The organism is Sphingomonas sp. (assembly GCF_040398505.1).
Taxonomy (GTDB): Bacteria; Pseudomonadota; Alphaproteobacteria; order Sphingomonadales; family Sphingomonadaceae; genus Sphingomonas.
On the sequence record NZ_JBBATX010000033.1, the window covers coordinates 1 to 24,399 of the forward strand.

General features: G+C 65.1%; 19 protein-coding genes. 8 read left to right on the plus strand and 11 right to left on the minus strand.

The features are described 5' to 3' along the window. Nucleotides 1-371 (plus strand): hypothetical protein (locus ABWP09_RS06290; protein ID WP_353204295.1); only part of this gene is annotated, 371 nt, incomplete at its 5' end. A 1,008-nt stretch (nt 372-1,379) separates the two neighbouring features. Here ABWP09_RS06290 and ABWP09_RS06295 read toward each other — a convergent pair. After that, nucleotides 1,380-1,655, minus strand: a complete 276-nt coding sequence (locus ABWP09_RS06295) for a response regulator (RefSeq protein WP_353204296.1) — start codon at nt 1,653-1,655, stop codon at nt 1,380-1,382. 625 nt (nt 1,656-2,280) lie between these two features. Between ABWP09_RS06295 and ABWP09_RS06300 the strand changes: the two genes are divergently transcribed. The 4 genes from ABWP09_RS06300 (at nt 2,281) to ABWP09_RS06315 (ending at nt 9,206) form a co-directional block, all read left to right on the plus strand. Next, nucleotides 2,281-4,839 (plus strand): TonB-dependent receptor, encoded by a 2,559-nt coding sequence (locus ABWP09_RS06300; RefSeq protein ID WP_353204297.1) that lies wholly within the window; start codon nt 2,281-2,283, stop codon nt 4,837-4,839. Between the two features lie 104 nt (nt 4,840-4,943). Next, on the plus strand, nt 4,944-5,624 hold the full coding sequence (locus ABWP09_RS06305) for an ABC transporter ATP-binding protein (RefSeq protein WP_353204298.1): 681 nt from the start codon (nt 4,944-4,946) through the stop codon (nt 5,622-5,624). After that, complete coding sequence (locus ABWP09_RS06310) at nt 5,614-8,142, plus strand: FtsX-like permease family protein (protein WP_353204299.1); 2,529 nt, start codon at nt 5,614-5,616, stop codon at nt 8,140-8,142. The genes ABWP09_RS06305 and ABWP09_RS06310 overlap by 11 nt, the downstream gene beginning before the upstream one ends. Next, the gene (locus tag ABWP09_RS06315; protein WP_353204300.1) at nt 8,142-9,206 is read left to right on the plus strand and encodes a lipocalin-like domain-containing protein; all 1,065 of its coding nucleotides are present in this window, start codon (nt 8,142-8,144) and stop codon (nt 9,204-9,206) included. The genes ABWP09_RS06310 and ABWP09_RS06315 overlap by 1 nt, the downstream gene beginning before the upstream one ends. An 11-nt stretch (nt 9,207-9,217) precedes the next feature. On the opposite strand, the gene ABWP09_RS06320 is transcribed toward ABWP09_RS06315, so the two are convergent. Genes ABWP09_RS06320 through cyoA form a run of 7 tightly spaced genes read right to left on the minus strand, consistent with a single transcriptional unit; the run spans nt 9,218 to nt 15,846 of the window. Beyond that, complete coding sequence (locus ABWP09_RS06320) at nt 9,218-9,748, minus strand: response regulator transcription factor (RefSeq protein ID WP_353204301.1); 531 nt, start codon at nt 9,746-9,748, stop codon at nt 9,218-9,220. After that, nucleotides 9,745-11,040: an ATP-binding protein gene (locus ABWP09_RS06325; protein WP_353204302.1), complete on the minus strand. Its 1,296-nt coding sequence runs from the start codon at nt 11,038-11,040 to the stop codon at nt 9,745-9,747. The genes ABWP09_RS06320 and ABWP09_RS06325 overlap by 4 nt, the downstream gene beginning before the upstream one ends. After that, nucleotides 11,037-11,735 carry an SURF1 family protein gene (locus tag ABWP09_RS06330; protein WP_353204303.1) on the minus strand — a complete coding sequence of 233 codons (699 nt, stop codon included), beginning with the start codon at nt 11,733-11,735 and terminating at the stop codon, nt 11,037-11,039. The genes ABWP09_RS06325 and ABWP09_RS06330 overlap by 4 nt, the downstream gene beginning before the upstream one ends. Beyond that, a complete protein-coding gene (gene cyoD / locus ABWP09_RS06335; RefSeq protein WP_353204304.1) occupies nt 11,732-12,112 on the minus strand; it encodes a cytochrome o ubiquinol oxidase subunit IV in 381 nt (126 codons plus the stop codon). Before cyoD ends, ABWP09_RS06330 begins: the two co-directional genes overlap by 4 nt. Next, nucleotides 12,109-12,747, minus strand: coding sequence for a cytochrome o ubiquinol oxidase subunit III (gene cyoC, locus ABWP09_RS06340; protein WP_353204305.1), 639 nt, complete (start codon nt 12,745-12,747; stop codon nt 12,109-12,111). The genes cyoD and cyoC overlap by 4 nt, the downstream gene beginning before the upstream one ends. Beyond that, entirely contained in the window at nt 12,744-14,756 is a 2,013-nt protein-coding gene (gene cyoB, locus ABWP09_RS06345) for a cytochrome o ubiquinol oxidase subunit I (RefSeq protein WP_353204306.1), read from the minus strand. The genes cyoC and cyoB overlap by 4 nt, the downstream gene beginning before the upstream one ends. Nucleotides 14,757-14,769: 13 nt before the next feature. After that, on the minus strand, nt 14,770-15,846 hold the full coding sequence (cyoA, locus tag ABWP09_RS06350) for a ubiquinol oxidase subunit II (protein ID WP_353204307.1): 1,077 nt from the start codon (nt 15,844-15,846) through the stop codon (nt 14,770-14,772). Nucleotides 15,847-15,965: 119 nt separating this feature from the next. On the opposite strand from cyoA, the gene ABWP09_RS06355 reads away from it, so the two are divergent. After that, nucleotides 15,966-17,291, plus strand: a complete 1,326-nt coding sequence (locus ABWP09_RS06355) for an MFS transporter (RefSeq protein WP_353204308.1) — start codon at nt 15,966-15,968, stop codon at nt 17,289-17,291. Between the two features lie 29 nt (nt 17,292-17,320). Here the strand turns inward: ABWP09_RS06355 and ABWP09_RS06360 are convergent, their stop codons facing one another. Both ABWP09_RS06360 and ABWP09_RS06365 read right to left on the minus strand, forming a co-directional pair. Continuing rightward, nucleotides 17,321-18,655, minus strand: coding sequence for a sensor histidine kinase (locus ABWP09_RS06360; protein WP_502959769.1), 1,335 nt, complete (start codon nt 18,653-18,655; stop codon nt 17,321-17,323). Next, complete coding sequence (locus ABWP09_RS06365; protein ID WP_353204310.1) at nt 18,648-19,325, minus strand: response regulator transcription factor; 678 nt, start codon at nt 19,323-19,325, stop codon at nt 18,648-18,650. Before ABWP09_RS06365 ends, ABWP09_RS06360 begins: the two co-directional genes overlap by 8 nt. 128 nt (nt 19,326-19,453) lie before the next feature. On the opposite strand from ABWP09_RS06365, the gene ABWP09_RS06370 reads away from it, so the two are divergent. Further along, a complete protein-coding gene (locus ABWP09_RS06370) occupies nt 19,454-20,713 on the plus strand; it encodes a TolC family protein (RefSeq protein WP_353204311.1) in 1,260 nt (419 codons plus the stop codon). After that, nucleotides 20,710-23,898, plus strand: coding sequence for an efflux RND transporter permease subunit (locus tag ABWP09_RS06375; RefSeq protein ID WP_353204312.1), 3,189 nt, complete (start codon nt 20,710-20,712; stop codon nt 23,896-23,898). Before ABWP09_RS06370 ends, ABWP09_RS06375 begins: the two co-directional genes overlap by 4 nt. Here ABWP09_RS06375 and ABWP09_RS06380 read toward each other — a convergent pair. Continuing rightward, nucleotides 23,880-24,299, minus strand: a complete 420-nt coding sequence (locus ABWP09_RS06380) for a hypothetical protein (protein ID WP_353204313.1) — start codon at nt 24,297-24,299, stop codon at nt 23,880-23,882. The genes ABWP09_RS06375 and ABWP09_RS06380 overlap by 19 nt on opposite strands. Nucleotides 24,300-24,399 lie beyond the last annotated feature (100 nt).

The window sequence follows — 24,399 nt, forward strand, 5'->3', positions numbered from 1 at the left end:
CGCGCGAGAATAGCGGCGACAATGGCGCGCATACGCATATCCTGGCGCATCTGCCCCCCGGCGCGCCTTGGTCGTTCCAGCGTTCGAAAAGGTGGCTGGAGCGTATAACCGGCAAACCGTATTTTACGGGAGGAATACGGACGCACCGCATACGCGGGACGGTCGGCGGGCGGGTGGTGTTGCCTGATCTGTATGCGGAGAATCTGGCGGTGGTCGTGGGCTATCTGACCAAGGGCGCGCCGCAAGCGGTGTTAGATACGCTGCGCATTAATCGCGCTCACCAACCGGGCGGGCGCGTTGTCGGCAAGCGGGCCGGGTGGAGCGAGAATATCGGCACGGCGGCGCACCGCGTTCCGGTCTCGCATCGGTAAAGGACCGATAATGTGCCGAGCGGTGGTGCTCGCATGGGTAGGGGGTTCCCGGTTAAGGTTTCGCTCTACCGCCGACCGTGTGGTTCCCTCGCGTCACATAAAACGTAACATTGGCGAACTTGCCGGTGACACCCGCGACCGCGTGCGCCGACACGGCCCGCCCTTGCTTGGGCTGGGGTGCCCCCATGGCGGTTCTTACATTTCCGCGCCGTCTCCCGCGTACCGTATGGATCATCAATTTTCCGCGTTTGCAAATTGGCATAGCCGAGCGCTGGGGCGCGATGGCGGGGGATATAGCGGCAGCGCGTCCCCTATAAAATACAGGCGATTTACAGAGCAAACCGTTTTTTAAACGGTCAATAACGGCAGCACACCCCCTGCAAGTACAGGAGCTTAACAGGACGGCACCCCTGTATCAGCCAAAAGCGGCAAATCGCGCCTTACGGGGTTTAAAACGCATTTTAGGGCATAATGGCCCCCGAAGGGTACCAGCGATTTCCGTGGTCCTGATTAATAGCAACACGAAAACAACAAAGCCCTTTGAGGCCCCCCGACGCAGCCCGAATGGATGAAATGCTTTTTCGGGACATAGCGCGCACGCGAGGCTGTCCTACGCGCGATCAATTTTCGGAAGCCGTACACGCGCGGGGCGCGGTCCGTAAAGTACGGTTCGGTTAGGGGCGGCACGAGGTAGCGAGCGCGTTGGCTATCCGCTCCAATCGATGAAGCGGTCGAGTTGGCGGCGCCGTTCCCGACGCAGCTTATGGCGATGGCGTAGGTTTTAATAACGGGCGGAAAACGAGTGACGCGCTCCTAATGTCGGAAATTGTGTGGGAGCAATATTCCGCTCTGATATTAAAACACGCTCTTATAATAGCTTAAGACAAAGGTTCTACAGACTCCGTCTCCGCCAGCTGCTATTCTTGAGCGTTCGCTGCTGTGCATTAACTCTTTCTTATTACTGCTGGTTTTAAAATAGACGTCCGTCGGCATCCGTCGTGGTTCGCCCTAATCCCGATCATGTGTTAGGATCGATGTCAGCGTCCGACCACGTGCGGGCGGGCGACCGCGGCGACGAATTTCGGCGAGCGCGTCGAAGCCATCGCGCTTCGGCATTTGCACATCGCGTAAAACGAGATCGGGGCGAAGCGCGCGGTGGTGCATCAGCGCAATCGCTCCGTCGCTGGCGCAAACCCTCCGAAAGCCGTCGCGATCCTGAAACGCTGTCAGGGTTGGCGCGATAGCGGCATCGTCCGAGGCGATCCGAATGCGCGCCTTTTCCATCGACCCCAGTCCCGCAGGAGTATCATGCCCAACGCAAACCGGATGGTCACGCATCTACGTCAACAATGAGTCGCGCTGGTGTGGAGCTTGGGAGGAGTGCAGCCCGATCCGCCACGTTCGCGCGCCGGACGCGATCGCCACGATTGAGAGGGCGCAGTCTGCGCGCCACGATGGGTTGGCGGGTCTCCCCAGGCTGAGCACGACCTTGCCGGATCGGCCGCTGCGCATCGCATCAAACCCTCCTGGACTCGATTCTGCGGCGTATGGTGGGTGATGATGGGTCCAAGATCTGCGCCGCCCGCGGTCAAACCGGGCATCGGCCTTCATATTCCGAACATCGCGCGCAACTGCACACCAGGATCGTTCCGCTCATCGCGCGCGTCGTTCGCGGAAAGCGGTTCGCGGCGACCGCGATTGACGCAAAAGTCCGACACCTGCCCGCCGAGAAGGCCGGGATGCGACGCGAACTTGTCTGGCGCACCAGATATTGATTCTTGCCAACGTTAGGGAGAGACGCCGCAAAGTCCCATCGCTGTAACAATTCATCCCCATTGCGATGCCTCCGGGAGCGTCGAAATACTGCGGTCGATCAGATCGGCACGCGGATAGATTGGGGATTATCAATATGAAGATTCGAACGTTGTCGCTTCTCTCGGTGACAGCATCGGCGCTTGTCCCGTTCAGCGCGCAGGCGCAGACGGCCCCGGCTCCTGCGGCGCAGGCTGACAGCCGGGATATTGTCGTAACCGGAAAACGCGCTGCCACGAATGCGCGCGTGGAGGAGAAGGCGGCACCCAATCTGATAAATGTGCAAGCCGCCGAAGACATCGTCAAATACCCCGATTTCAACGCGGCCGAGGCGCTTGGCCGCGTTCCCGGCGTCAGCCTGGCGATCGACACTGGCGAGGGGCGCTTCGTCAACATTCGCGGCATTGACGGCAATCTCAACGGTACGACCTTTGGCGGCGTCACTCTGCTCAACACCCAGCCGGGCGGTACCTATTTCGGCGGCGGTGGGCGCGCGGTCGAGCTCGATACCGTGCCGATCGGCGCGGTCGACCGGCTCGTGGTCCGCAAGAGCGGGATGCCCGATCAGGAAGCCGAAGGTCTTGGCGGGTCGGTCGAACTCACGCCCCGCACTGCGGTCGGTCTCATCAAGCCGTTCTTCGAAGGAACGATCGGTGGCGGGTATCAGAGCGCGCACAAGAACGGCGATATCTTCATTGGCGAGGCGGCGGCCGGAACTGCCTTTGGACCGGACAAGCAGTTCGCGATCGTGCTGACCGGCTCGTTCCATACCGACAAGCGCGGGTTTGATGACGTCGAGCCGGGCCTGCTCGATGCCGTGCAGCCGGGTACACCGGGCGACAGGGTGCTCGATGCGCTCGATCTGCGGCGCTACGATTACAATCGTCGGCGCTTTGGGTTCGGCGGCGAGCTCGACTGGAATCCCGACGCGCAGAACCATTATTATATCCGCGCCAACAATGCCGGCTATACCGAGTCGGTGCATCGCTCGATCCTGCAATATCGCGGTCTGGGCGACACGATTACGACCAGCGGCAACATCATCACGGCGACGGGCGTGGATGCACGCGTAACGCTGCGCGATGAACAGGAATCGCATCTGAACTTCATCGCCGCCGCGGGTGGCCGCAATGATTTCGGGAAGGTGATCGTCGACTATCAGGTCTCTTACACCGCCTCGACCTATCACCGGGATTACGACCGCAATTCAAGCTTCAGGCGCAGTGGTCAGCCAACGTTTACCGTTGCTTACGATAATATGACGCGCTTGTATCCGACACTCACCGCGACCAGCTTCAACCCGAGCGATCCAGCGCAGTTCAAACTGGCGACTGCCACCAACGCGACCGAGCGTGCGCATGATCGCGAATATGCTGCAGTGCTGAACGTCACCGTGCCGACTACGTTGCTGGGCGGCGACGGCACGTTCCAGTTCGGCGGCAAGCTCCGCTTTCGCGACAAGATCGATCAGCCCAACAATCTGAGCTATACCGGCGTGCCTGCGACGTCGCTGAGCGCGGTCCTGGGCGGCGGCCCTTACACTGACTATTACAACGGGACCTATAATGTCGGCTACGCGCCGAGCATCCCGGGCGTTCGCGCGATTTTGGCGCCGCTGGCCCAGTTCACCAGCGCGGCCAACGCGCAACGCAACGCGCAGGGCTTTTTCAACGACACCGAAAACATCTATGCCGGCTATGCGCAATATTCGGGCACGTTTGGCAAGCTCGGCATCCTCGCCGGGGTGCGCGTGGAAAATACCGACGGCACCTATCGCGGCACGACGATCACCAACGGCAACCTGTTCACACCGGCGTCGCGCAAGTCGAACTATACCAATATCTTCCCGACGCTGCAGCTACGCTATGATCTCGCGCCGAAACTGGTGGCCCGCGCGACCTATTCGACCGGGATCGGTCGTCCCGGCTTTCTCCAACTGCTGTCGGGCGCGGTCATCGATACCGGCAACCTCGCGGTCTCGGTCGGCAACCCCAAACTGAATCCCACTACGGTCAACGCGTTCGATGCGCAGCTCGAATATTATTTGAGCAATTCCGGGATTCTGTCGGTTGGCGCGTTCGACAAGGAATTCAATAATTACATCGTCAACAATCTGCAGCAGAACACGACCTACGTCGATTCGAGCGGCACGTCGTATGCGGGCTATGACGTGACCAGCTACACCAACGTCAAAACCTCGCGCGCGCGCGGAATCGAGGCGCAGTACAATCAGAAACTCAGCTTTCTGCCGGCGCCATTTGACGGTTTTGGCGTGCTCGGGAACGTTACCTATGTCTGGTCGACGTTCGCGATTCGGCCCGGCCAGACAAGCCGTCTGCCGGGGACGTCGCCGCTAACCTATAACCTCGCGGCTTATTATGAAGCGCACGGTCTTCAGCTGCGGCTGTCGCTGAGCCACGTCGATGCCGCGATTTTCGGCGTTGGTGGCGACGCGGGGTTCGACACATTCCAGGATCAGCGCACTCAGCTCGATCTGACGTCGTCGTTCCAGGTGACGCGGAACATGGCGGTCTATTTCAATGCCAAGAATCTGAATAACTCGCCGCTGCGTTACTATGAAGGCTTTGCGAACCGGACGGTGCAGCGCGAGTTTTACAAGCAGAGCTATGAGGCCGGCTTCCGCTTCAAATTCTGATGTCGATCGAGGCAGCGGGACCATTGTCGGCCACGCTGCCTCGGATCGCCGGTTGGCGAGAGGATTGATCTTGTCGGCGCCGCGGCAACCGGCGACAAGCGCGGATGGCTGATCCTATCCTGCTGACGGTGCGTGCGCTCGCCAAGAGCGTCCCTGGCCCGCGTACGCTGTTTCGTGGGCTCGATTTGGCGGTGGGCGCGGGGGAGATCGTCGCGATTACCGGCGAATCCGGGGTCGGCAAATCGACGCTGCTCAACATCTTGGCGGGGTTGGACGACGCCGATGCGGGCGCGGTGGCGATTGAAGGGATCGCGCTCAGCGGGCTCGACGAGACCGCGCGCACCCGGCTGCGGCGCGAGCGGATCGGCTTCGTCTTCCAGGCCTTTCACATCCTGCCCTATCTGACCTTGTGCCAGAACGTTGCGCTGCCGCTCGCCTTGGTCTCGACCGACGCTGCCGCGGCACAAGCCGAAGCGGATGCGATGCTCGCCGCGGTCGGGCTCGGCGGGCGCGGGGCGGGCTATGCGCGCGACCTGTCGGGCGGCGAGTTGCAACGCGTGGCGATCGCGCGTGCGCTCGTCCACCGCCCGGCGTTGATCCTCGCCGACGAGCCGACCGGCAATCTCGATCCCGAGACCGCGGCGCGCGTGTTGATGTTGTTCGCCAACGCCGCGCGCGAACGCGGCGCGGCGGCGGTGCTGGTCACGCATTCTGAGGCAACCGCCGCGATTGCCGATCGCGTATTGACGCTGACGGCCGACGGTCTGGTCGCGCGTGCGCGCTGAGCCTGGGCTATGGTCGGGGCGGCTGGCACTCGGCTGGCTGATCGGCGGCGAATGGCGCTTCCATCCGGCGCGCTTCCTGGTCACGGCGGTGGCGATCGCAGTGGGCGTCGCGCTCGGCTTTGCGGTGCATCTGGTCAACGGCTCGGCATTGGCGTCGTTCGACAGCGCGGTGCGCGGCGTGAATGGCGCGGCCGATCTGAGCGTGAAGGCGACGAGCCGGCTCGGCTTCGACGAGCGCCTCTACCAGCGCGTCGCGCCGGCGCGCGGCGTGGCCGACGCAAGTCCGGTCGTGCAGCTCGAAGCGCGGATCGGCGCGGCGCGCATCACACTGCTTGGGCTCGACATCCTGCGCGCGGCGGCGGTGACTCCGACGCTGATCGGGGTTGGCTCGCAAGGTGCCGATGCCGATGGCGGCGCGGTGTTCGACGAAGCGACCGTCTTCCTGTCGCGCGCGGCGCTCGCGCAGAGCGGAGCGAAAGTCGGCGCGGTGGTGACGGTTGCCGCGAACGGGCGTGCGGTGCCGCTGCGGATCGCCGGCACGCTCCCCGGCGCTGCCGAGGGTAGCGCCATCGCCGTGATGGACATTGCCGCTGCGCAGTGGCGCTTCGACCGGATCGGACGGCTCGATCGGCTCGACGTCAAGGTGACGGATCGCGCGGCGGCGGATGCCGCGCTCGCGGCGGTTATGCCCGGCGATGCGGTGATCTCAACCGCGCAGGCACAGACGCAGCAAGGCGATGCGCTATCGCGCGCCTACCGGGTCAATCTCGACATGCTGGCGCTGGTCGCGCTGCTGACCGGGGGATTCCTAGTCTATTCGGCGCAATCGCTGTCGGTGGTCCGGCGACAGCGCGCGTTCGCGCTGCTGCGCACGCTTGGCTTGCCGCGCAGCGGCGTGATCGCCGCCGTTGTGGCCGAAGGCGTGGCGATCGGCGTGATTGGATCAGGGATTGGGCTGGCGGCGGGGTATGGGCTTGCCTGGGCGGCGGTGAACTGGTTACGCGGGGACCTTGGCGCCGGCTATTTCCGCGGCACGGGGGCAGGGTTAGTGTTCCAGCCCTGGGCCGCGCTCGGCTTTTTCGTCATCGGCCTGCTCGCGGCGGTTGCGGGAAGCGCAGTCCCGGCGCGATCGGCGGCGCGCGCAGCACCTGCGGTGGCGCTCAAGAATAGCGGTGACGTGCTCGATCCGCGTCAGCGTGTCGCATGGTGGCCGGCGGCCGCGCTGTTGATCGCAGGTGGCGCGGTAGCGTTGCTGCCGCCCGTCGCGCATTTGCCGCTGTTCGGCTTTGCCGGGATGGCGTTGTTGCTTGCCGGTGGCATTGCGGGGGTGCCGTGGTTCTCGCGCGTGCTGCTCGGGCCGCTCGCCCACCGTGCGATCGGCACGGTGCCGCGTCAGCTTGCGATCCGGCACTTGCACGGCGCGCCGGGCGCGGCCGCGACGGCGCTGTGCGGCATCGTCGCCTCGACCGCGCTGATGATCGCGATGGCGACGATGGTGACGAGCTTTCGTGGCGCGGTCGACGACTGGCTTGGCAATGTGCTCAGCGCGGATCTCTATATGCGGACCAATGCGGGCGCGAGCTTCGACCCGGCGACACGCGCGGGGTTGGCCGCGACGCCCGGCATTGCGCGGCTGGCCTTCGGACGCCAGCTCGCGCTGACCATCGCCCCCGATCGTCCGCCGATCGCGCTCGTCGCACGGCCGCAGCGTGGGGCGGAGGATTCGCAATTCGTGCTGATCGCGCGCGCCGCCGCGCTGCCAGCGGGGATTCTGCCGATCTGGGTGTCGGAGCCGGCGGAGCGGCTTTACGGCTGGCATCCCGGCACCGTGATCCGTTTGCCGATCGGTGGCGGTACGCGCTTCGCCGTGGCGGGCGTGTGGCGCGACTATGCGCGACAGGGTGGGGCGGTGCTGATCGACGACGCGGATTACCAGCGGCTGACCGGCGACACGGGGCGCGACGAGGCGTCGGCGACGCTGCGGCCCGGCGCCGACGCGGCGGTGGTGATGCAAGGATTGCGCTCGCGCGTAGCACCGGCGCTGCGCGGGCAAGTCGATATCACGCAGCCGGCGACGCTCCGCCGCTTCGCCTTGACGCTCTTCGACCGGAGTTTCGCGGTGACCTATCTGCTCGAGGCGATCGCGATCTTGGTCGGGCTGGCTGGCGTCGCGGCGACCATGTCGGCGCAGACCCTCGCAAGAGAACGCGAGTTCGGGATGTTGCGCCATTTGGGGCTGACGCGCGGCCAACTCGGCGCGATGCTGGCGACCGAGGGAGCGATCGTCGGGCTGACCGGCGCGCTGGCCGGGATCGGGCTTGGCTTGGTGCTGGCGCAAGTGCTGATCCATGTCATCAACCCGCAATCGTTCAACTGGACGATGGAAACGCGCGTGCCCGTAGGGACGTTGCTGGCGGTGGCAGCGGCGCTGACCGGCGCGGCGGCGGTGACCGCCGTGCTGGCGGGGCGGCGTGCGACTTCGCGCAGCGCGGTGCAATCGGTGCGGGAGGATTGGTGATGCGCGTGTCCCCGATCGTCGCTTTGCTTGCCGGTGCAAGCCTGACCGCGTCCGCGCCAATGCCCTATCCGGTGGTGAAGCCCGGCATCACGCTTGCGTTCCCGCGCGATCACGGCGCACATCCGCAGTTCCGGACTGAGTGGTGGTACGTGACCGGCTGGCTGCGCACCGCCGACGGTGCCGATCTCGGCTTTCAGGTGACCTTCTTCCGGACTCGCCCAACGGTCGATCCGGCCAATCCGAGCCGTTTTGCCGCCGGGCAAGTGCTGTTTGCGCACACCGCGCTGTCGGACCCGAAGATCGGGCGGTTGCTGCACGGCGAGCGCTCCGCCCGGGCGGGGTTCGGCCTTGCCGGTGCCGCCACCGGCGACGCCAATGTCACGATCCGCGACTGGCGGCTGCAGCGGCGCGCCGACGGGCGCTGGGCGACGCAAGTGGTGGCACCCGACTTCGCGCTTGCACTCGCCTTCGCGCCGACGCAGCCGCCGCTGTCACAGGGCCAAGGCGGGTATAGCCGCAAGGGGCCGAAGCCCGAGGCGGCGAGCTATTATTATTCGATCCCGCACCTCACGGTCTCGGGGACGGTGCGACGCGGTGCGACCTCGGTGGCGGTTACCGGCGAGGCGTGGCTCGATCGCGAATGGTCCTCCAACTATCTGCAGCGCGATGCGCAAGGGTGGGACTGGACTGGCCTCAACTTCGCTGACGGCAGCGCGCTGATGGCCTTCCGCATTCGGCGCAAAGCGGGCGGCACGCTATGGGCGGGCGGATCGCTGCGCCGCGCCGACGGCACGACGGTCGTGCTGGCACCGGGTGACGTGACGTTCCGCCCGCTGGCACGCTGGCGTAGCCCGGTGACGGGCGCGGTCTACCCGGTGCAGCAGGAACTTCGCGTGCGCCTGCCCGATGGAGTACACTGCTGGGTGCTGACCCCGTTATTCGCCGCGCAGGAACTCGACGCGCGGCGCAGCGGCTTGCCGGTCTATTGGGAGGGCGCGGTGCGAACGCCGGGTGGGCGCGGGTATCTCGAACTGACGGGCTATGATCGCGCGATGACGATGTGAACGCGCGCGGATCACTTGACCTGCTGCTTCTCCAATTTGCGCGCAAGCGTGCGGCGATGCATGCCGAGCCGCCGCGCCGCCTCCGAGATGTTGAAGCCGGTGTCGGCGAGCGTCTGGTGGATATGTTCCCATTCCAGCGTCTTGATTGAGGTCGAGCGACCGACCACGGGGACCGCCGCATCGCCGCCGGCCTTGGCGAAGGCGGCAATGATGTCGTCGGTGTTCGACGGTTTGGGTAAGTAATTGGTGGCGCCGAGTTTGATCGCCTCGACCGCGGTGGCGATGCTGGCATAGCCCGTCAGCACCACGATCGTCGCCTCCGGCGCGCTTGCGTGGATCGCCGCGACACAGACTAGGCCCGAGTCCGCGCCGAGCTTCAAATCGACCACGGCGAAATCGGGCGCGCGTTCGGCGATCACGGCTTTGAGCGTCGCGAAGTCGGGGGCCAGCGCGATCTCATAGCCGCGGCGTCCGAACGATCGTCGTAGCGTGCGCGCAAAGGCTTCGTCATCCTCGACGATCACCAGGAAGGGCAAGGTCATGATGCGGTCCACTGCAGCGTCGCCAGCGGCAGACGCAGCGAAATCATCGCGCCGCCCTCGGGATGGTTCGCAGCCGAAACCGTGCCGCCGAGCTTGCGCATCGCGTTGACGACGAGGAACAGCCCCAAGCCACCGCCTTGCCGCGCCTTGGTCGAGCGATAAGGCTGTCCGAAATTGGCGAGCATGTCGTCGCTAAAGCCACCGCCGTGATCGCGAATATCGAGCGCGAGCGTGCTTGCGTCGCGCATCACGCGCAAGGATATCGGGCTTGCCGACGCCTCCAGCGCATTGTCGAGAATGTTGCGGATGACCTGACCGAGCGCGGTGTCCGACACGATCGCGACATCGTCGCCGAAGCGGTTTTCATAAGCGAGCGCGGTCTCGCCATGCTGTGCGCGCCAGTCGGCGACGACGCCGTCGAGAAACGCGTGGACGGTGGTGACCGAGGGATGTTCACCCTGCGCTTCCCCGGCCGAGGCGAGGATCCCCGAAACGATCGTCTTGCAGCGCGCAATGGCGATTTGCATGTCCTCGATTTCCTCGGCGAGGCCGGGCGTGGCGATCAGGCCGGGGGTCTGACGCCAATCATTGACGATCACCGCCAGCGACGCGAGCGGCGTCCCCAATTCATGCGCCGCGCCCGAGGCGAGCAAGCCCATGCGCACGATATGATCCTCTTCCGCCGCTTGTTGCCGCATCGTGGCGAGGCGCGCGTCGCGGTTCCGCAAATTGCGGTTAATCCGCGTGACGAACGCCACCAGCAGCACCGCGATCAGCCCGAAGCACAACAGTGCGCCGATAATATACAGGTCGTTCCAGCCCGACACGAAGCGGGGCGGCAGTGCGAGCGGCAGATGGCGTTCGATCAGAAACACGAAGGCAACGCTCGTCACCGCGACCAGCGCCCAGCTCGACCAGGTCTCGAGCAACACCGCGCCGAGCACGACCTGCAGCAGGAACAGCGAAATGAACGGGTTGGTCGCGCCGCCGCTTTGGTACAGCAACGCGGTCAGCGCGGCGACATCGAGCAGCAGGCTGGCGAACAGCGCGCCGTTCGAAATCGTCGCGCGGCGCGGCACTTGCCACAGGCTGACGAGGTTGAGCAGCACCAGCGCGGCGACCACGCCGAGCATCGGCAGCACTGGCAGCGCGACGCCCATCCCGAATTGTACGATCAGGATCGTGGTGCATTGCCCGATCACTGCGAGCCAGCGCAGATTGACCAGCTGGCGCATATTGTCGCGGCCGGTGGTGTCGATCGCGAGGGTGGTCAGCGGGGTGGTCGGGATCATCGGCGGCGCGCCTCGCGTAGCAACCAGACACCGCCCGCTGCGGCCATCGCCGCTAGGATGAACCAGGTGATCGCGTAGACAAGGTGGTTGTTGGTGAAGCGGACGACGGTCAGGCCGCCGACCGGCGCCTTCGCTACCGCGTCGGGCGTGGCATCGGCGTCGATGAAATACGGGGCCAGCGGTCCGGCCCCGCGTGCGGCGGCGATCGCGGCGACATCGCGCGAGAACCAGCGGTCGTTTGCCGGATCGTTACGGCGGAGAAAGGCACCGCCTGGCTCGGACAGGCGCAACAACCCGGTGACCGCCGCCGCTCCGCCCGGCGGAACCGCGCCCCGCTCTGCCACGAAGCCGCGATTGACCAGCACGGTGAAGCCGCGATCGGTGTCGAGCGGGGTCATCACCCAGAAACCGGGGCCGCGCTCGGTCACCGCCTGGACCAAAGTTGCGTGATCGTCGCGGTAGTTGCCGCGCGCGGCGACGTGACGGTAAGCGTCGCGCGCGGCGGTGACGCCTGCCCATCGCCCCGGACCCGGTGCCGCCACCGGTGCGGCACGCACCCGCGTATCGACTTGTACGATCAGCGCGCGCTTCCACGCCAGTCGCTCGACTTGCCAGATCCCGAGCCCGATCAGCCCGGCACACAGCACACCCGCAGCGGCCGCCAACAGCGCGCTCGTCACGGGTGCGCGCGTCATTGCTGGCTCATCGTGGCGCCGCTCATCGGCATCATGTTGGCATTCATGTGATACATCACCCAGATCGATCCCGATAGCGTGACGACGACCACGACCAGCGTGAACATCAGCGCGAGGAAGGACCAGCCTCCTTCCGCCCGCGTCGTCATGTGCAGGAAGAAGACCATGTGGACGACAATCTGCACCAGCGCCATGCCCAGCACGACGATCGCGGTCGTCGTCGCATCCAAGCGCCCGGTCATCACTAGCGCGAACGGGATCGCGGTCAGCACCACCGAGAGGACGAAGCCGATCAAATAGCCGCGCAACGTGCCGTGCGGCGCGCTGCCGCCATGGTCATCGTGCGCGGCGGCGGGGGTCAGCGTATCGGCGCTCATGCGAGCACTCCCATGAGATAGACGATGGTGAAGACGCCGATCCAGATGACGTCGAGGAAATGCCAGAACATGCCGAGGCACATCAGCCGGCGCTTATTGTCCGGGCCGATGCCGTGAGTCCCGAGCTGGACGACCAGCGTCGCCAGCCAGATCAGCCCGAAAGTGACGTGCAGGCCGTGCGTGCCGACCAACGTGAAGAAGGACGACAGAAAGGCGCTGCGCTGCGGTCCGGCGCCGTCATGGATCAAGTGCGAAAATTCGTAGAGTTCGATGCAGAGGAAGGCGAGGCCGAACAGCCCGGTCAGAATCAACCAGCCCTGCACTGCCCGCACGCTCGCACCCTTGCGCTCCAGCGTCAGCATCGCGAAGCCATAGGTCAGCGACGACAGCAGCAGCATCGCGGTGTTGAGCGCGACCAGCGGCAGTTCGAACAACTGCTTCGGCCCCGGCCCGCCGCCATAAGAATGGCCGAGCACCGCATAACAGGCGAACAGGATCGCGAAGATGAGACAATCGCTCATCAGATACATCCAGAAACCGAGTGCGGTGCTGCCGCCGGCGGGATGATCGTGTTCGTCGAGATCGTAGAATACCGGCGTTGCGCCGCCGAAATCCTCGTGCGTCTGGGCGTTCATGCCGCAACTCCTTCGGCGGCGAGCTGGCGGGTCCGGGCATTCTCGATACGCTCGACATCCTCGACCGGAATGTGGAAATCCCGCTTGTAGAAGAACGAATGGCCGATCGTCACCGCGAACAAGCCGACCAGGCTGACGGCGGCGAGCCACCAGATGTACCAGATCATTGCAAAGCCGAAGGCCACGCTCAACCCGGCGAGGATGACGCCGGTGCCGGTGTTCTTGGGCATGTGGATCGCGCGGAACCCGGTCGTCGGGCGGACCGCGCCGCGCTGCTTCATGTCCCACCACGCGTCATTGTCATACACCACGGGCGTGAACGCGAAATTATAGTCGGGCGGCGGCGAGGAGGTCGACCATTCGAGGGTGCGGCCATCCCATGGATCGCCGGTCAGGTCGCGCAGCGCTTCGCGGTTGCGGATGCTGACGACGATCTGCACCGCCAGACATGCGATCCCGCCCGCGATCAGCAACGCGCCGAACCCGGCAACGATGAAGAATGGCTGATAGGTGGTGTCATCGAAGTGGCTCAGCCGCCGCGTCACGCCCATCAGGCCAAGGGCGTAGAGCGGCGCAAAGGCGCACCAGAAGCCCGATACCCACAGCCAGAACGAACGCTTGCCCCATACCCGGTCAAGCTTGAAGCCGAATGCCTTGGGCCACCAATAATTGATCCCGGCAAACATGCCGAACAGCGTCCCGCCGATGATGACATTGTGGAAATGCGCCACCAGGAACAGAGAATTGTGCAGGACGAAATCGGCCGGTGGCACCGCCAGCAGCACGCCGGTCATCCCGCCGATCACGAAGGTCAGCATGAACGCGACGGTCCACATCATCGGCAATTCAAACCGGATCCGCCCGCGGTACATCGTGAACAACCAGTTGAAGATCTTGGCGCCGGTCGGGATCGAGATGATCATCGTTGTAATCGCGAAGAACGAATTGACGCTGGCACCCGACCCCATCGTGAAGAAATGGTGCAACCAGACGAGATAGGCGAGGATGGTGATAACCACGGTCGCATATACCATCGACGTATAGCCGAAGATGCGCTTGCTCGAGAAGGTCGCGACGATTTCGGAATAGACGCCAAAGGCGGGCAGGATCAGGATATAGACTTCCGGATGGCCCCAGATCCAGATGAGGTTGACGTACATCATCGGATTGCCACCAAGACCATTGGTGAAGAACTGCATTCCGACATAGCGGTCGAGCGAGAGCAGAGCGAGCACGGCGGTCAATACCGGGAAAGCCGCGACGATCAGTGTGTTGGTGCACAAAGCGGTCCAGCAGAAGATCGGCATCTTCATCAGCGTCATGCCGGGCGCGCGCATCTTGACGATCGTCGCGATCAGATTGACGCCCGACAGCAAGGTGCCGATGCCCGCCACCTGCAACCCCCAGATGTAATAATCGACGCCCACGTCGGGGCTCGCCACCACACCCGATAGCGGCGGCATCGCCAGCCAGCCGGTGCGCGCATAATTGCCGACAAACAGCGAGATCATCGTGATCGCGGCACCCGCCGCGGTCATCCAGAAACTGACATTGTTGAGATAGGGGAAGGACACGTCGCGCGCGCCGATCTGCAGCGGCACAACGAAGTTCATCAGCCCGGCGACCAGCGGCATCGCCACGAAAAAGATCATGATCACGCCGTGCGCGGTGAAGATCTGGTTATAATGGTCGGGCGGCAGATAGCCGTGGTTTCCGCCGAATGCCATCGCTTGCTGCGCGCGCATCATCAGCGCGTCGGAAAACCCGCGCACAAACATCACCAGCCCGAGGATGATGTACATGATGCCGATCTTCTTGTGATCGACGCTGGTTAACCAATCGTGCCACAGCACGCCCCAGACGCGATATTTCGTGATCAACGCGAGCAGCGCGAGGCCACCGATCGCGATGACCACGACGGTCACCAGCACGATCGGTTCGTGCAGCGGAAGCGAGTCGATCGTCAGACGCCCGAAGATCGGGCTGACCGGCGGGGTCGGATGGTCCATCGGCGACATCATGTCAGTTGGTCCTCTGCGCGCCGGGCATCGACAGGCCGGCGCCGGTCAGGCGCGCGGTGTCGTCGGCGGAATTCTTAGCGGTGGTCGTGCTGGTTTCGATCGGCCCGGCCGGTTTGCTCCTTGGCATGGCGGACATCGCCATGACGTGTTTGCCCCCGGCATCGGCCATCATCATGTCGCGCATGCACGTCTCGCCCGGCGCGACGCAGCGATTGGCGGCGGCATCGAACAGCCCGGGGGCAACGCCGGCAAAGCGCATCACCGGCGTATCCGCGCTTGGCTTGGCGAGCTTGAGATAACGTGCGCGATCAAGCGTGCTGCCGCCGGTGCGGATCCGCCGTACCCAGGAATCGAAGTCTTGCGCCGGCACCGCATGGAAGCGGAAATGCATTCCCGAAAAGCCCTCGCCGCTGAAATTGGACGAGAAGCCGGTGAAATTGCCTGGCCGGTTGACGATCGCATTGAGCTTGGTCGTCATGCCCGGCATCGCATAGATCTGTCCGGCGAGGTTCGGCACGTAGAAAGAGTTCATGACGCTGGACGCGGTCAATTCGAACGCGATCGGCCGGTCGAGCGGCGCGGCAAGTTCGTTGACCGTGGCGATCCCGTAATCGGGGTAGATGAATAGCCACTTCCAATCGAGCGCCACAACTTGCACGCGTAGCGGCTTGGCCTCAGCAGAAATGGCGCGATTGGCGTCGATCCGCCCGATCGGGCGATACGGGTCGAGCAAGTGCGTGCTCGTCCACGTGACCGCGCCGAGGCAAATGATGATCAGCAGCGGCGCGGACCAGATCACCAGTTCCAGCGCCGTCGAATGATGCCACTCGGGCGTGTAGGTCGCTTTGCTGTTGGAATGGCGATACCGCCAGGCGAACAGCGCGATCAGCACCATCACCGGCACGATGATCAGCAGCAGCAATGCCGTGGCGAGCATCACGAGGTTGCCCTGTTGCGCGGCGACATCGCCGGCTGGAGCGAGCACGACCGCGCTGCAGCCGGACATCAGCGCAGGGACAACCAGCAGGGTGATCGACCGCAGCACGCGGCGCGACGGGAAGGGGAGGGGCAAGTGCATGGAGCGCAGATATGCCGAGCGTGGCACCGCTCCCATTGGACACTTTGTCCAATCCCCCCCGCACTGCAGCATCGCTAAATCACCGAGAGGGCGATGCTCGCCCGGAGTATCCGACTGCCATGCAAGCCACCGCTACGCCCAGCTCGCGCGCGATCGAGGTCGATGCCGGGCGGATCAACGCCAAGCATAACGAGGTCACCTCGGGCGAGATTGCGATCGGCGTGGTCATCGGCCGGACGTCCGAATTTTTCGACTTCTTCGTTTATGCGATCGCCTCGGTCCTGGTGTTCCCGACCCTGATTTTCCCATTTGTCGACCGGCTGACCGGTACGCTCTATTCCTTCGGCCTGTTTGCTCTGGCGTTCGTCGCGCGGCCGCTCGGGTCGGTCCTGTTCCTGGCGATCGACCGCGCCTATGGCCGCGGCACCAAATTGACGATCGCGCTGTTCCTGCTCGGCGGCGCCACGGTGTCGATCGGGTTCCTGCCCGGCTATGCCACGGTCGGCGTGTGGGCGGCGATCTTGCTCGGCCTGTTCCGCGTAGCGCAGGGCGTGGCACTGGGCGGCGCGTGGGACGGGCTATCCTCGTTGCTCGCGCTCAACGTGCCCGAGCATCGCCGTGGCTGGTATGCGATGATCCCGCAGCTCGGCGCGCCGCTCGGACTAATGGTCGCGGCCGGGCTGTTCGCCTATTTCACCGCGACGCTCTCGGCGGTCGATTTCCTCGACTGGGGCTGGCGCTACCCGTTCTTCGTCGCCTTCGCGATCAATGTTGTGGCGCTGTTCGCGCGGCTGCGAATCGTCAGCACCAAGGCGTATCAGGATCTGTTTGAGAGCAAAGCGCTGCAACCGGCACTCGTGCTGCAAATTGTGCGCGGGCAGGGGCGCACCATCGTGATCGGCGCGTTTGCCCCGCTCGCCAGCTTCGCGCTGTTCCACATGGTGACGGTGTTCCCATTGTCGTGGGTGTTTCTGTACACCAAGGCCAGTCCCGAACGCTTCTTGATCATCGAATTGCTGGGCGCGGCGATCGGCGTCGCGGCGATCGTCGTGTCGGGGTATCTCGCCGACCGCATCGGGCGGCGCTACCTGCTGGGCGTCAGCGCAGCGGCGATCGCGGTGTTTTCCGGGTTCGCGCCGCAATTGCTGGCAGCGGGCGAAGCGGGCGAAATCGCGTTCATGGTGCTCGGCTTCGCGCTGCTCGGCCTGTCGTTCGGGCAATCCTCAGGTGCGGTCGCCTCAAACTTCAGCGGTGAAGCGCGCTATACCGGCGCGGCGCTGACGTCGGATCTCGCCTGGCTGGTCGGCGCGGGCTTCGCGCCCCTCGTGGCGCTGTTCCTGTCGTCGCAGTTCGGGCTGATCGCGTCGGGGGCGTATCTTTTGTCAGGCGCGCTGGCCACGCTAGTGGCGCTCGGTCTCAATCGTGAATTGGCGAGCAAGGCATAACGTCGCCGACCTGCAGCGAGCGTGCTTCGCTACCGACATTGGAGCGAGACGGCGCTGCCGTGGTCGGCGAAGTGCAGCGTGAAGCCATGCAGGTCGGCGATAGCCTTCACTAGGCTTAAGCCCAGCCCGACGCCCTCATGCTCGTGCCGACCGCGATAGAAGCGTTGCGTGACGAGCGCACGCTCGGCTGCGGGAACCCCGGCACCCTGATCGGAAACGGTGACGATCGGGGCCCCCGCGACCGATTGCAGCGATAGCGTTACCCGCCCCCCCGGTGGCCCGTACTTCATCGCATTGTCGAGCAAGTTCGAGATCGCCTCCATCAACAAGCTGGCATCGCCTTCGGTCGGGCGGACCGGGGTGATCACGCACACCAGCTCGATGCCGAGATCTTCCGCCGTCGGGCGGTGCAGGTCGCAGGCATCCTCGGCGAGTTGCGCGAGATCGACTGGCCCGAAGCGGCTTCGCCGCGCATGATCCTCAAGTTCGCGAATGCGCAGCAAGGCGGCAACGATCCCGAGCAGCTTGTCGATGTCGACCAGCGTTTCGTCGGCCACGGTCCCGAATTCCGACCGATCGCGCGCGTCACGCAAACCGCGTTCGAGCCGCGCGCGCAGCCGGGTGAGCGGCGTGCGCAGCTGGTGCGCGATGTCGTCGCCAACGCCGCGGACTTCGGTGACGAGCAGCTGAAGCCGGTCCAGCATCGCGTTGATATGCGCGCAGAGCAGGCCGAAACTGTCCGGATGCGCGCCAACGGGCAGCCGCTGGTCGAGATCGCCCGAGACGATTCGCGCGGTCAGCGTCCGGACCGCATCGACCTGGCGCACCGCGCGTCGCCCGACCGCGAGACCGAATGCCAGTGCCAGCAGCAAACCCGGGATCAGCGCGAAGATCAACGACCGTTCGACCACGCGCAGCGCGTCTTCGGCTTCGTCGAGATCGACCCCGGTCAACAGGCGCGTGCCGTCCGGCATCGCGCACACGGTCAGTCTTGCGGTATCGCGCGTCTTGCCCGGCAATGCGGTCGGCCGCACCTCTGCAATCAGCGATGCTGCGGCCGTGGTGAACGGCGGAAGCTGCGCGATGTTGCCTTCCACCAGCGCGCCATTGTCCGCAAACAGCGCGAGAAAGTGATCGCGGTGGATGTCGCGATTGAGCCGGTCGCGCACCTGCTCGCGCCGGGCCTGCAGCGGAAGTGCCGCCATCACCCGGCAATCGTCCGCGAAGGCGCGTTCGGCGGTGCGTTGGTGGCTGCCACTCACCAACAGCCAGAACAGGCCCGCCACGACAATCGACTGGAACACGAGCAAGGCCGCGATTGTGCCGCCCCAGCGCAGCGTGGTGCGCGACCGGGGATCAGGCACCGGCATCGAAGACATAGCCTTGCCCGCGCACATTGCGGATCAACTGCGGCTCCCCCTCCGCGTCGACCTTGCGGCGCAGGCGGCCCATGTGCACATCGACGACATTGCTATTGGGCTCGAACGTATAGCCCCACACATCGCGCAGCAACATCGAGCGGGTGACAATCCGCTCCGGGCGACGGACCAGATAGTCGAGCAATTTGAGTTCGCGCGGGAGCAGATCGAGCGCGCGGCCTGACCGCGTCGCGGAGCCGCCGAGCAGGTCGAGATCGAGCGGCCCGACGATCAGCCGCGTATCGCGGGATTCGTTGGGACGGCGCAGCAGTGCCTCGACCCGCGCCACGAGTTCGACCAGCGCGAAGGGTTTGGGGAGATAATCGTCGCCACCGGCGCGAAGCCCGCGAACGCGGTCGTCGAGGCTGCCGAGCGCGCTCAGCACCAGCGCCGGTGTCCGCCGCCCCGCCGCCCGGAGCCGCGCGATCAGGTCGAGTCCCTCCCCGTCGGGCAATTGCCGATCGACGATCAGCAAATCGACCGCATCGTCCTGCGCAGCGCGAAACGCGTCGTCGATCGACGTGCAGTGCGTCAGCGCATAGCCGCTGGTCGCCAGTTCGAGCGCGATCTCGTTGGCGGTCCCAGGGTCGTCCTCAAGCAGGAGAATATGCCTCACGCCGCCAGTTCGGGCCTGCCGGGCAGCACGTCAACTGAATAGCAATTCATAGTCTGAACTCGGATTTACTCGACGCGGCGCAGCTACGCGCCGTAACGGGCACTTCGAATTTTACGGAGAAGTCGACCATGCGAACCACGGTCCTGATGCTGCTGGCCTGCTGTGCGACCCCCATCGCCGCGCAGGCGCAGGATGCAACCGCGATCTCGCTCGACCGGCTCGCGCAGGATGTCGTCGCCAACAATCCCGAGCGGCAATTCTATCAGCGTCAGATCGAGACCGCCGGCGTCGAGCGCGCCGCCGCCGGACGCTGGGCGGACCCCGAGGTCGTGGTCGAGTTCGGACAGCGCCGTGCGACCGACCCCGTCACCAGTTCGTTGCTCGGCGAGGGGACGACCTATGCCGTATCGATCGTGCAGCCGATCGAGTTTGGCGGGCGGATTGCGTTGCGCCGGGCGATTGCCGACCGGCAGATCGACCTGGCGAAGCTGGGCCTGCAGCAATTCGACGCGACGCTCGCCGCGCGTGCGCGGACCCTGGGCTATGGCCTATTTGCGGCGGACGAAAAGGCGGCGGCCGCCCGCGCGGTCGCCGGGCGGATGCGGACCTTGGCGCGCGTCATCGTATCGCGCGATCCGGCCGGCCCGGCCCCCCGGCTTGAAGCCGCGTCGTTGCAGGCGAGCGCGATCGGCGCCGAGCGGAGCGCGGCGTCAGCCGATGCCGAGGCCAATACGATCCTGTACGAGCTTAATCAGCTGCGCGGCGCAGCGTTTGCGGCGCGCATCCGGGTGATCCGGCCCGACATGGCGCTGCCGGATCTTCCCTCGGGTGCCGCGCTCGCCGCGCTGGCCACGGCGAACAATTTCGAGCTGAAGGCGCTGCGCGCGCAATTCGAGCAACAGGGCCTGCGCGTCGATCTCGCGCGCAAACCCCGCATTCCGGTGGTCAGCGTCGGGCCTTATTACGACCGTGCCCGCTCCGACATTCAAGAAACCAATTACGGGCTGCGGCTGTCGAGCGCGCTTCCGCTGTGGAACCGCCAGGCCGGCGACGTTGCCGCCGAACAGGGGCGTCAGGCGCAGGCAAATGCGACCCTGATCAATGCCGAACGCCGTGTTGCGCGTGACGTGTTCGAGCAGGCGGCGCAATATGACGCGAAGCGCGACGCGCTGGGCAAATGGGCGGGGAATACGGTGGACAGTTTCGCGGATGCTGCGGCGGATGCGGATCGCAACTATCGGCTCGGGGCGATTCCGCTCACCACCTATATGCAGATGCAGCAGTCGTATATCGAGGCGACCAACGCCGTGCTGGATACACGGCGCGAGGCACTGGAGGCCTTGCTCCGGTTGCGCGCGCTCAATGGCGGGACCGCACTCGCGCGATGATCAGCTGGTTGCTCACGCTCGTGACGCGCCATCGGCTTGCCGTGGCGCTGGTTACTGCGCTTGTCGCGGTGGTCGGGCTCTATGCCTATACCACGCTCAAGATCGATGCGATTCCCGACATTACGGGCGTCCAGGTGCAGATCAACACCATGGTCCCGGCACTCGCGCCCGAGGAAATCGAGCGGCTCGCGACCTTGCCGATCGAGCGCGCAATGGCCGGCCAGCCGGGGCTTGAGGAAACGCGCGCGCTGACCAAGACCGGGCTGAGCCAGGTCACCTTGCTCTACAAGGACGGCACTGACCAGTTGCGCGCGCGCCAGCTTGTCGGCGAGCGGCTGGCGGCGGTGCGCGATCAACTGCCGACGGGGGCCTCGCCGCAGCTTGCGCCGATCACGACCGGGTTGGGCGAAATCTATTATTACACGCTCGAATGGCAGGCTCCGCCGCGCGGCATGACGCAGCAGCGCCAGTTGATGGAGCTGTACGAAGCGCAGGAATATACCGCGCGGCCGATGCTCCGCGCGGTCACTGGCGTGGCGGACGTCAATTCGAATGGCGGGATGGAGGAGCAATATGTCGTCCAGCCCGATCCGGCGCGGCTGACGCTGCACGGCGTCACGGCGGCCGAACTGGCCGAGGCGGTCGGCAAAAATGTCGAGAATGCGGGGGGCGGGATCATCGCGCGCGGGCCCGAGCGGTTTACCGTGCTGACCAAGGCGCGTGTGACCAATGCGGCCGAGATCGGCGCGATTCCGGTCAAATTCGCCGCTGGAGTACTGCCGCTGCAGGTCCGCGATCTGGCGAATGTCGTGATCGGCGCGGCGCCGCGCCAGGGTGCCGCAACGCAGAACGGACGCGAGACCGTGCTAGGCACGGTGATGATGCTGGTCGGCCAGAACAGCCGCGAAGTGGCGCTGCGCGTGCAGGACGCGCTGCCCGAGATTCAGGCGGCGCTGCCCAAGGGGATGGTGATCGACCGGCAATATAGCCGCGCCGATCTGGTCGACCGCGCGATCGCGACCGTCGCCCGCAATCTCGGCGAAGGCGCGTTGCTCGTCGCGCTGGTGCTGCTGTTGGTGATGGGCAATTGGCGCGCGGCGCTGATCGTCGCGTTGGTCATCCCGCTCGCTTTCCTCGTCACCGTGACGGGCATGACCGCGATCGGCGTGTCGGGTAATTTGATGAGTCTCGGCGCGCTCGATTTCGGGCTGATTGTCGATGGGTCGATCGTGGTGGTCGAGAACAGCCTGCGCCTGCTCGCCGAGCGCCGCCGCGCCAAGGGGGAAGACCTGACGCCCGAGGAACGCCGCGCGACCGTCGCCGATGCGGCCCGTATGGTGGCGCGGCCGACTTTGTTCGGAATCGTGATCATCGGATTGGTCTATGTGCCGGTGCTGAGCCTTGGCGGGGTCGAGGGGAAATTGTTCCAGCCAATGGCGCAAGCGGTGATGCTGGCGATCTTCGCCGGGCTGATCTGGACCTTCACGATCGTGCCCGCGCTGTCCGCCTGGCTGCTGCGCGCGCCCGAGGGCGCCGCGGAAGATGGCCGCAGCACCGGGCTGATCGGGGTGGCCGAACGCGGCTATGCCCCCGTGCTAGACCGCGCGCTCGCGCATCCCAGGGTGCTGGTGATCGGCGCGGCGGTGCTGCTGGCGGCGACCTTGCTCGTCTTCCGCACGCTCGGCTCGCAATTCACCCCACAGCTCGACGAAGGGTCGATCACCGCGATGGTGTACCGCCCGGTCGGCATGTCGCTTGAGCGCAGTCTCGCGATCGAGGCAGCGACCGAGCGCGAAATCCGGCGGCAATTCCCGCAAATCACCCACACCTTTTCGCGCATCGGGACCAGCGAAGTGGCGACCGATCCGATGCCGCCAAACGAGAATGACCTCTACATCTTCTATGCCCCGGAAAAGGATTGGCCGACCGGCGCGGGCAAGCCCAAGACCAAGCAAGAGCTGATCGCGGGCATCGGCAAGGTCGGCCGCCAGGTCTATCGCGGGCAATCCTTCGAATTCGCCCAGCCGATCGAAATGCGCTTCAACGAAATGCTGGAAGGCGTACGCGCCGACGTCTCGGTCAAGGTGTTCGGCCAGGATTATGACGTGCTCGAACGCGCCGCCAGACAGGCCAAGGCGATCCTGGAGCAGCAACCCGGAACTGCGGGCGTCGAGTTCGAGACGGCTGGGCGCCCCGAAAGCATCGTCGTCGAGCTCGACCATGCCGCGATGGTCCGGCTCGGGCTGGGGACGGCCGAGGTCAACAAGGCGATCACCGATGCCGTCGCGGGGGCCGAAGTCGGGTTCATCCCGCATGACCAAGCACGCCACGCGATCGTCATCCGCATGGCCGAAGGCTTGCGCGCCGATCCGGCGGCGATCCTCGCATTGCCGCTGCGCGTCGGCGCGTATGGCATCGTGCCCTTGTCGCGCGTCGCGCATCTTAACCGCGTGCGCGCGGTCGAGCCGATCCTGCACGATGGCGGAAAGCGTCGCGCGGCGTTGATGGTCAACCTCAACACCAGCGATCTGGCGGGTTACGTGCAAAAGGCGCGCGCCGCGGTCACGGCGCAAGTCAAGCTGCCACCGGGCTATCGCATCGAATTTGGCGGGCAGTTTCACCAGCTCGAGGCGGCGCAGCGGCGCTTGTCGATCGTAGTCCCCGCCGCGCTGATCCTGATCTTCCTGCTGGTCTATGCGGCGCTTGGCAGCGTGAAGGAGGCGGCGATCGTCTATACCGGCATTCCGTTCGCGGTCACCGGCGGCGTGCTGGCGCTATGGCTGCGCGGGATGCCGTTTTCGATCACCGCGGCGATCGGGTTCATCGCGCTTTCGGGAATCGCGATGCTCAACGGTTTGGTGCTGATCGACCATATCAACAGCTTGCGCGATGGCCGCGAGGGCGGCGAGAAGCGCTCGATTGTCGATGCTGTTCGCGAAGGCGCGCGGGATCGGCTGCGGCCCGTGCTGTCGACCGCGCTGGTCGCGGCGATCGGCTTCATCCCGATGGCGATCGCGAGCGGCGCTGGTGCCGAGGTCCAGCGTCCGCTCGCGACGGTCGTTATCGGGGGTATCGTAACGTCAACGCTGCTGACGTTGCTGCTGTTGCCCAGCCTGTATCACTGGCTGATTCGGCGGGGCGATGCTGCGGCGGTGACGAACCCCGATCAGACGCGCACGTCGTAGCGATCGAGCATCATCACCTTGTCCCACGCCTTCACGAAATCGCGCACAAAGCGGTCGTGCCCGTCGCTTCCGGCATAGACTTCGGCAACGGCGCGAAGCTGACCGTTTGCGCCGAAGACGAGGTCGCAACGCGTCGCCTGGAAGCGGGACTGGCCGGTTGCCCGGTCATTGAGCGAAAAGCGCAAGCCCGTCTCGTCGAGCTTCGTCCAGTCATAGTCCATGCTGGTAAGCGTCGTGAAGAAGTCGTTCGACAACACGCCAACCCGATCGGTGAACACGCCGTCGGCAGAGCCATCATGATTGGCCCCCAGCACGCGCAGACCACCGACCAGGGCGACCCATTCGGGCGCGCTCAGCGCAAGCAAGTGCGCCTTGTCGAGGAACATCTGCTCGGGCGACACGTCCGGCGCGATCTGCGCAAACGCGTCGTCGACATAATTGCAAAACCTGAACCGTCCCGGGTTTCCTGGAGGCTATTTGGTTTGAGTCATGCAACCATAT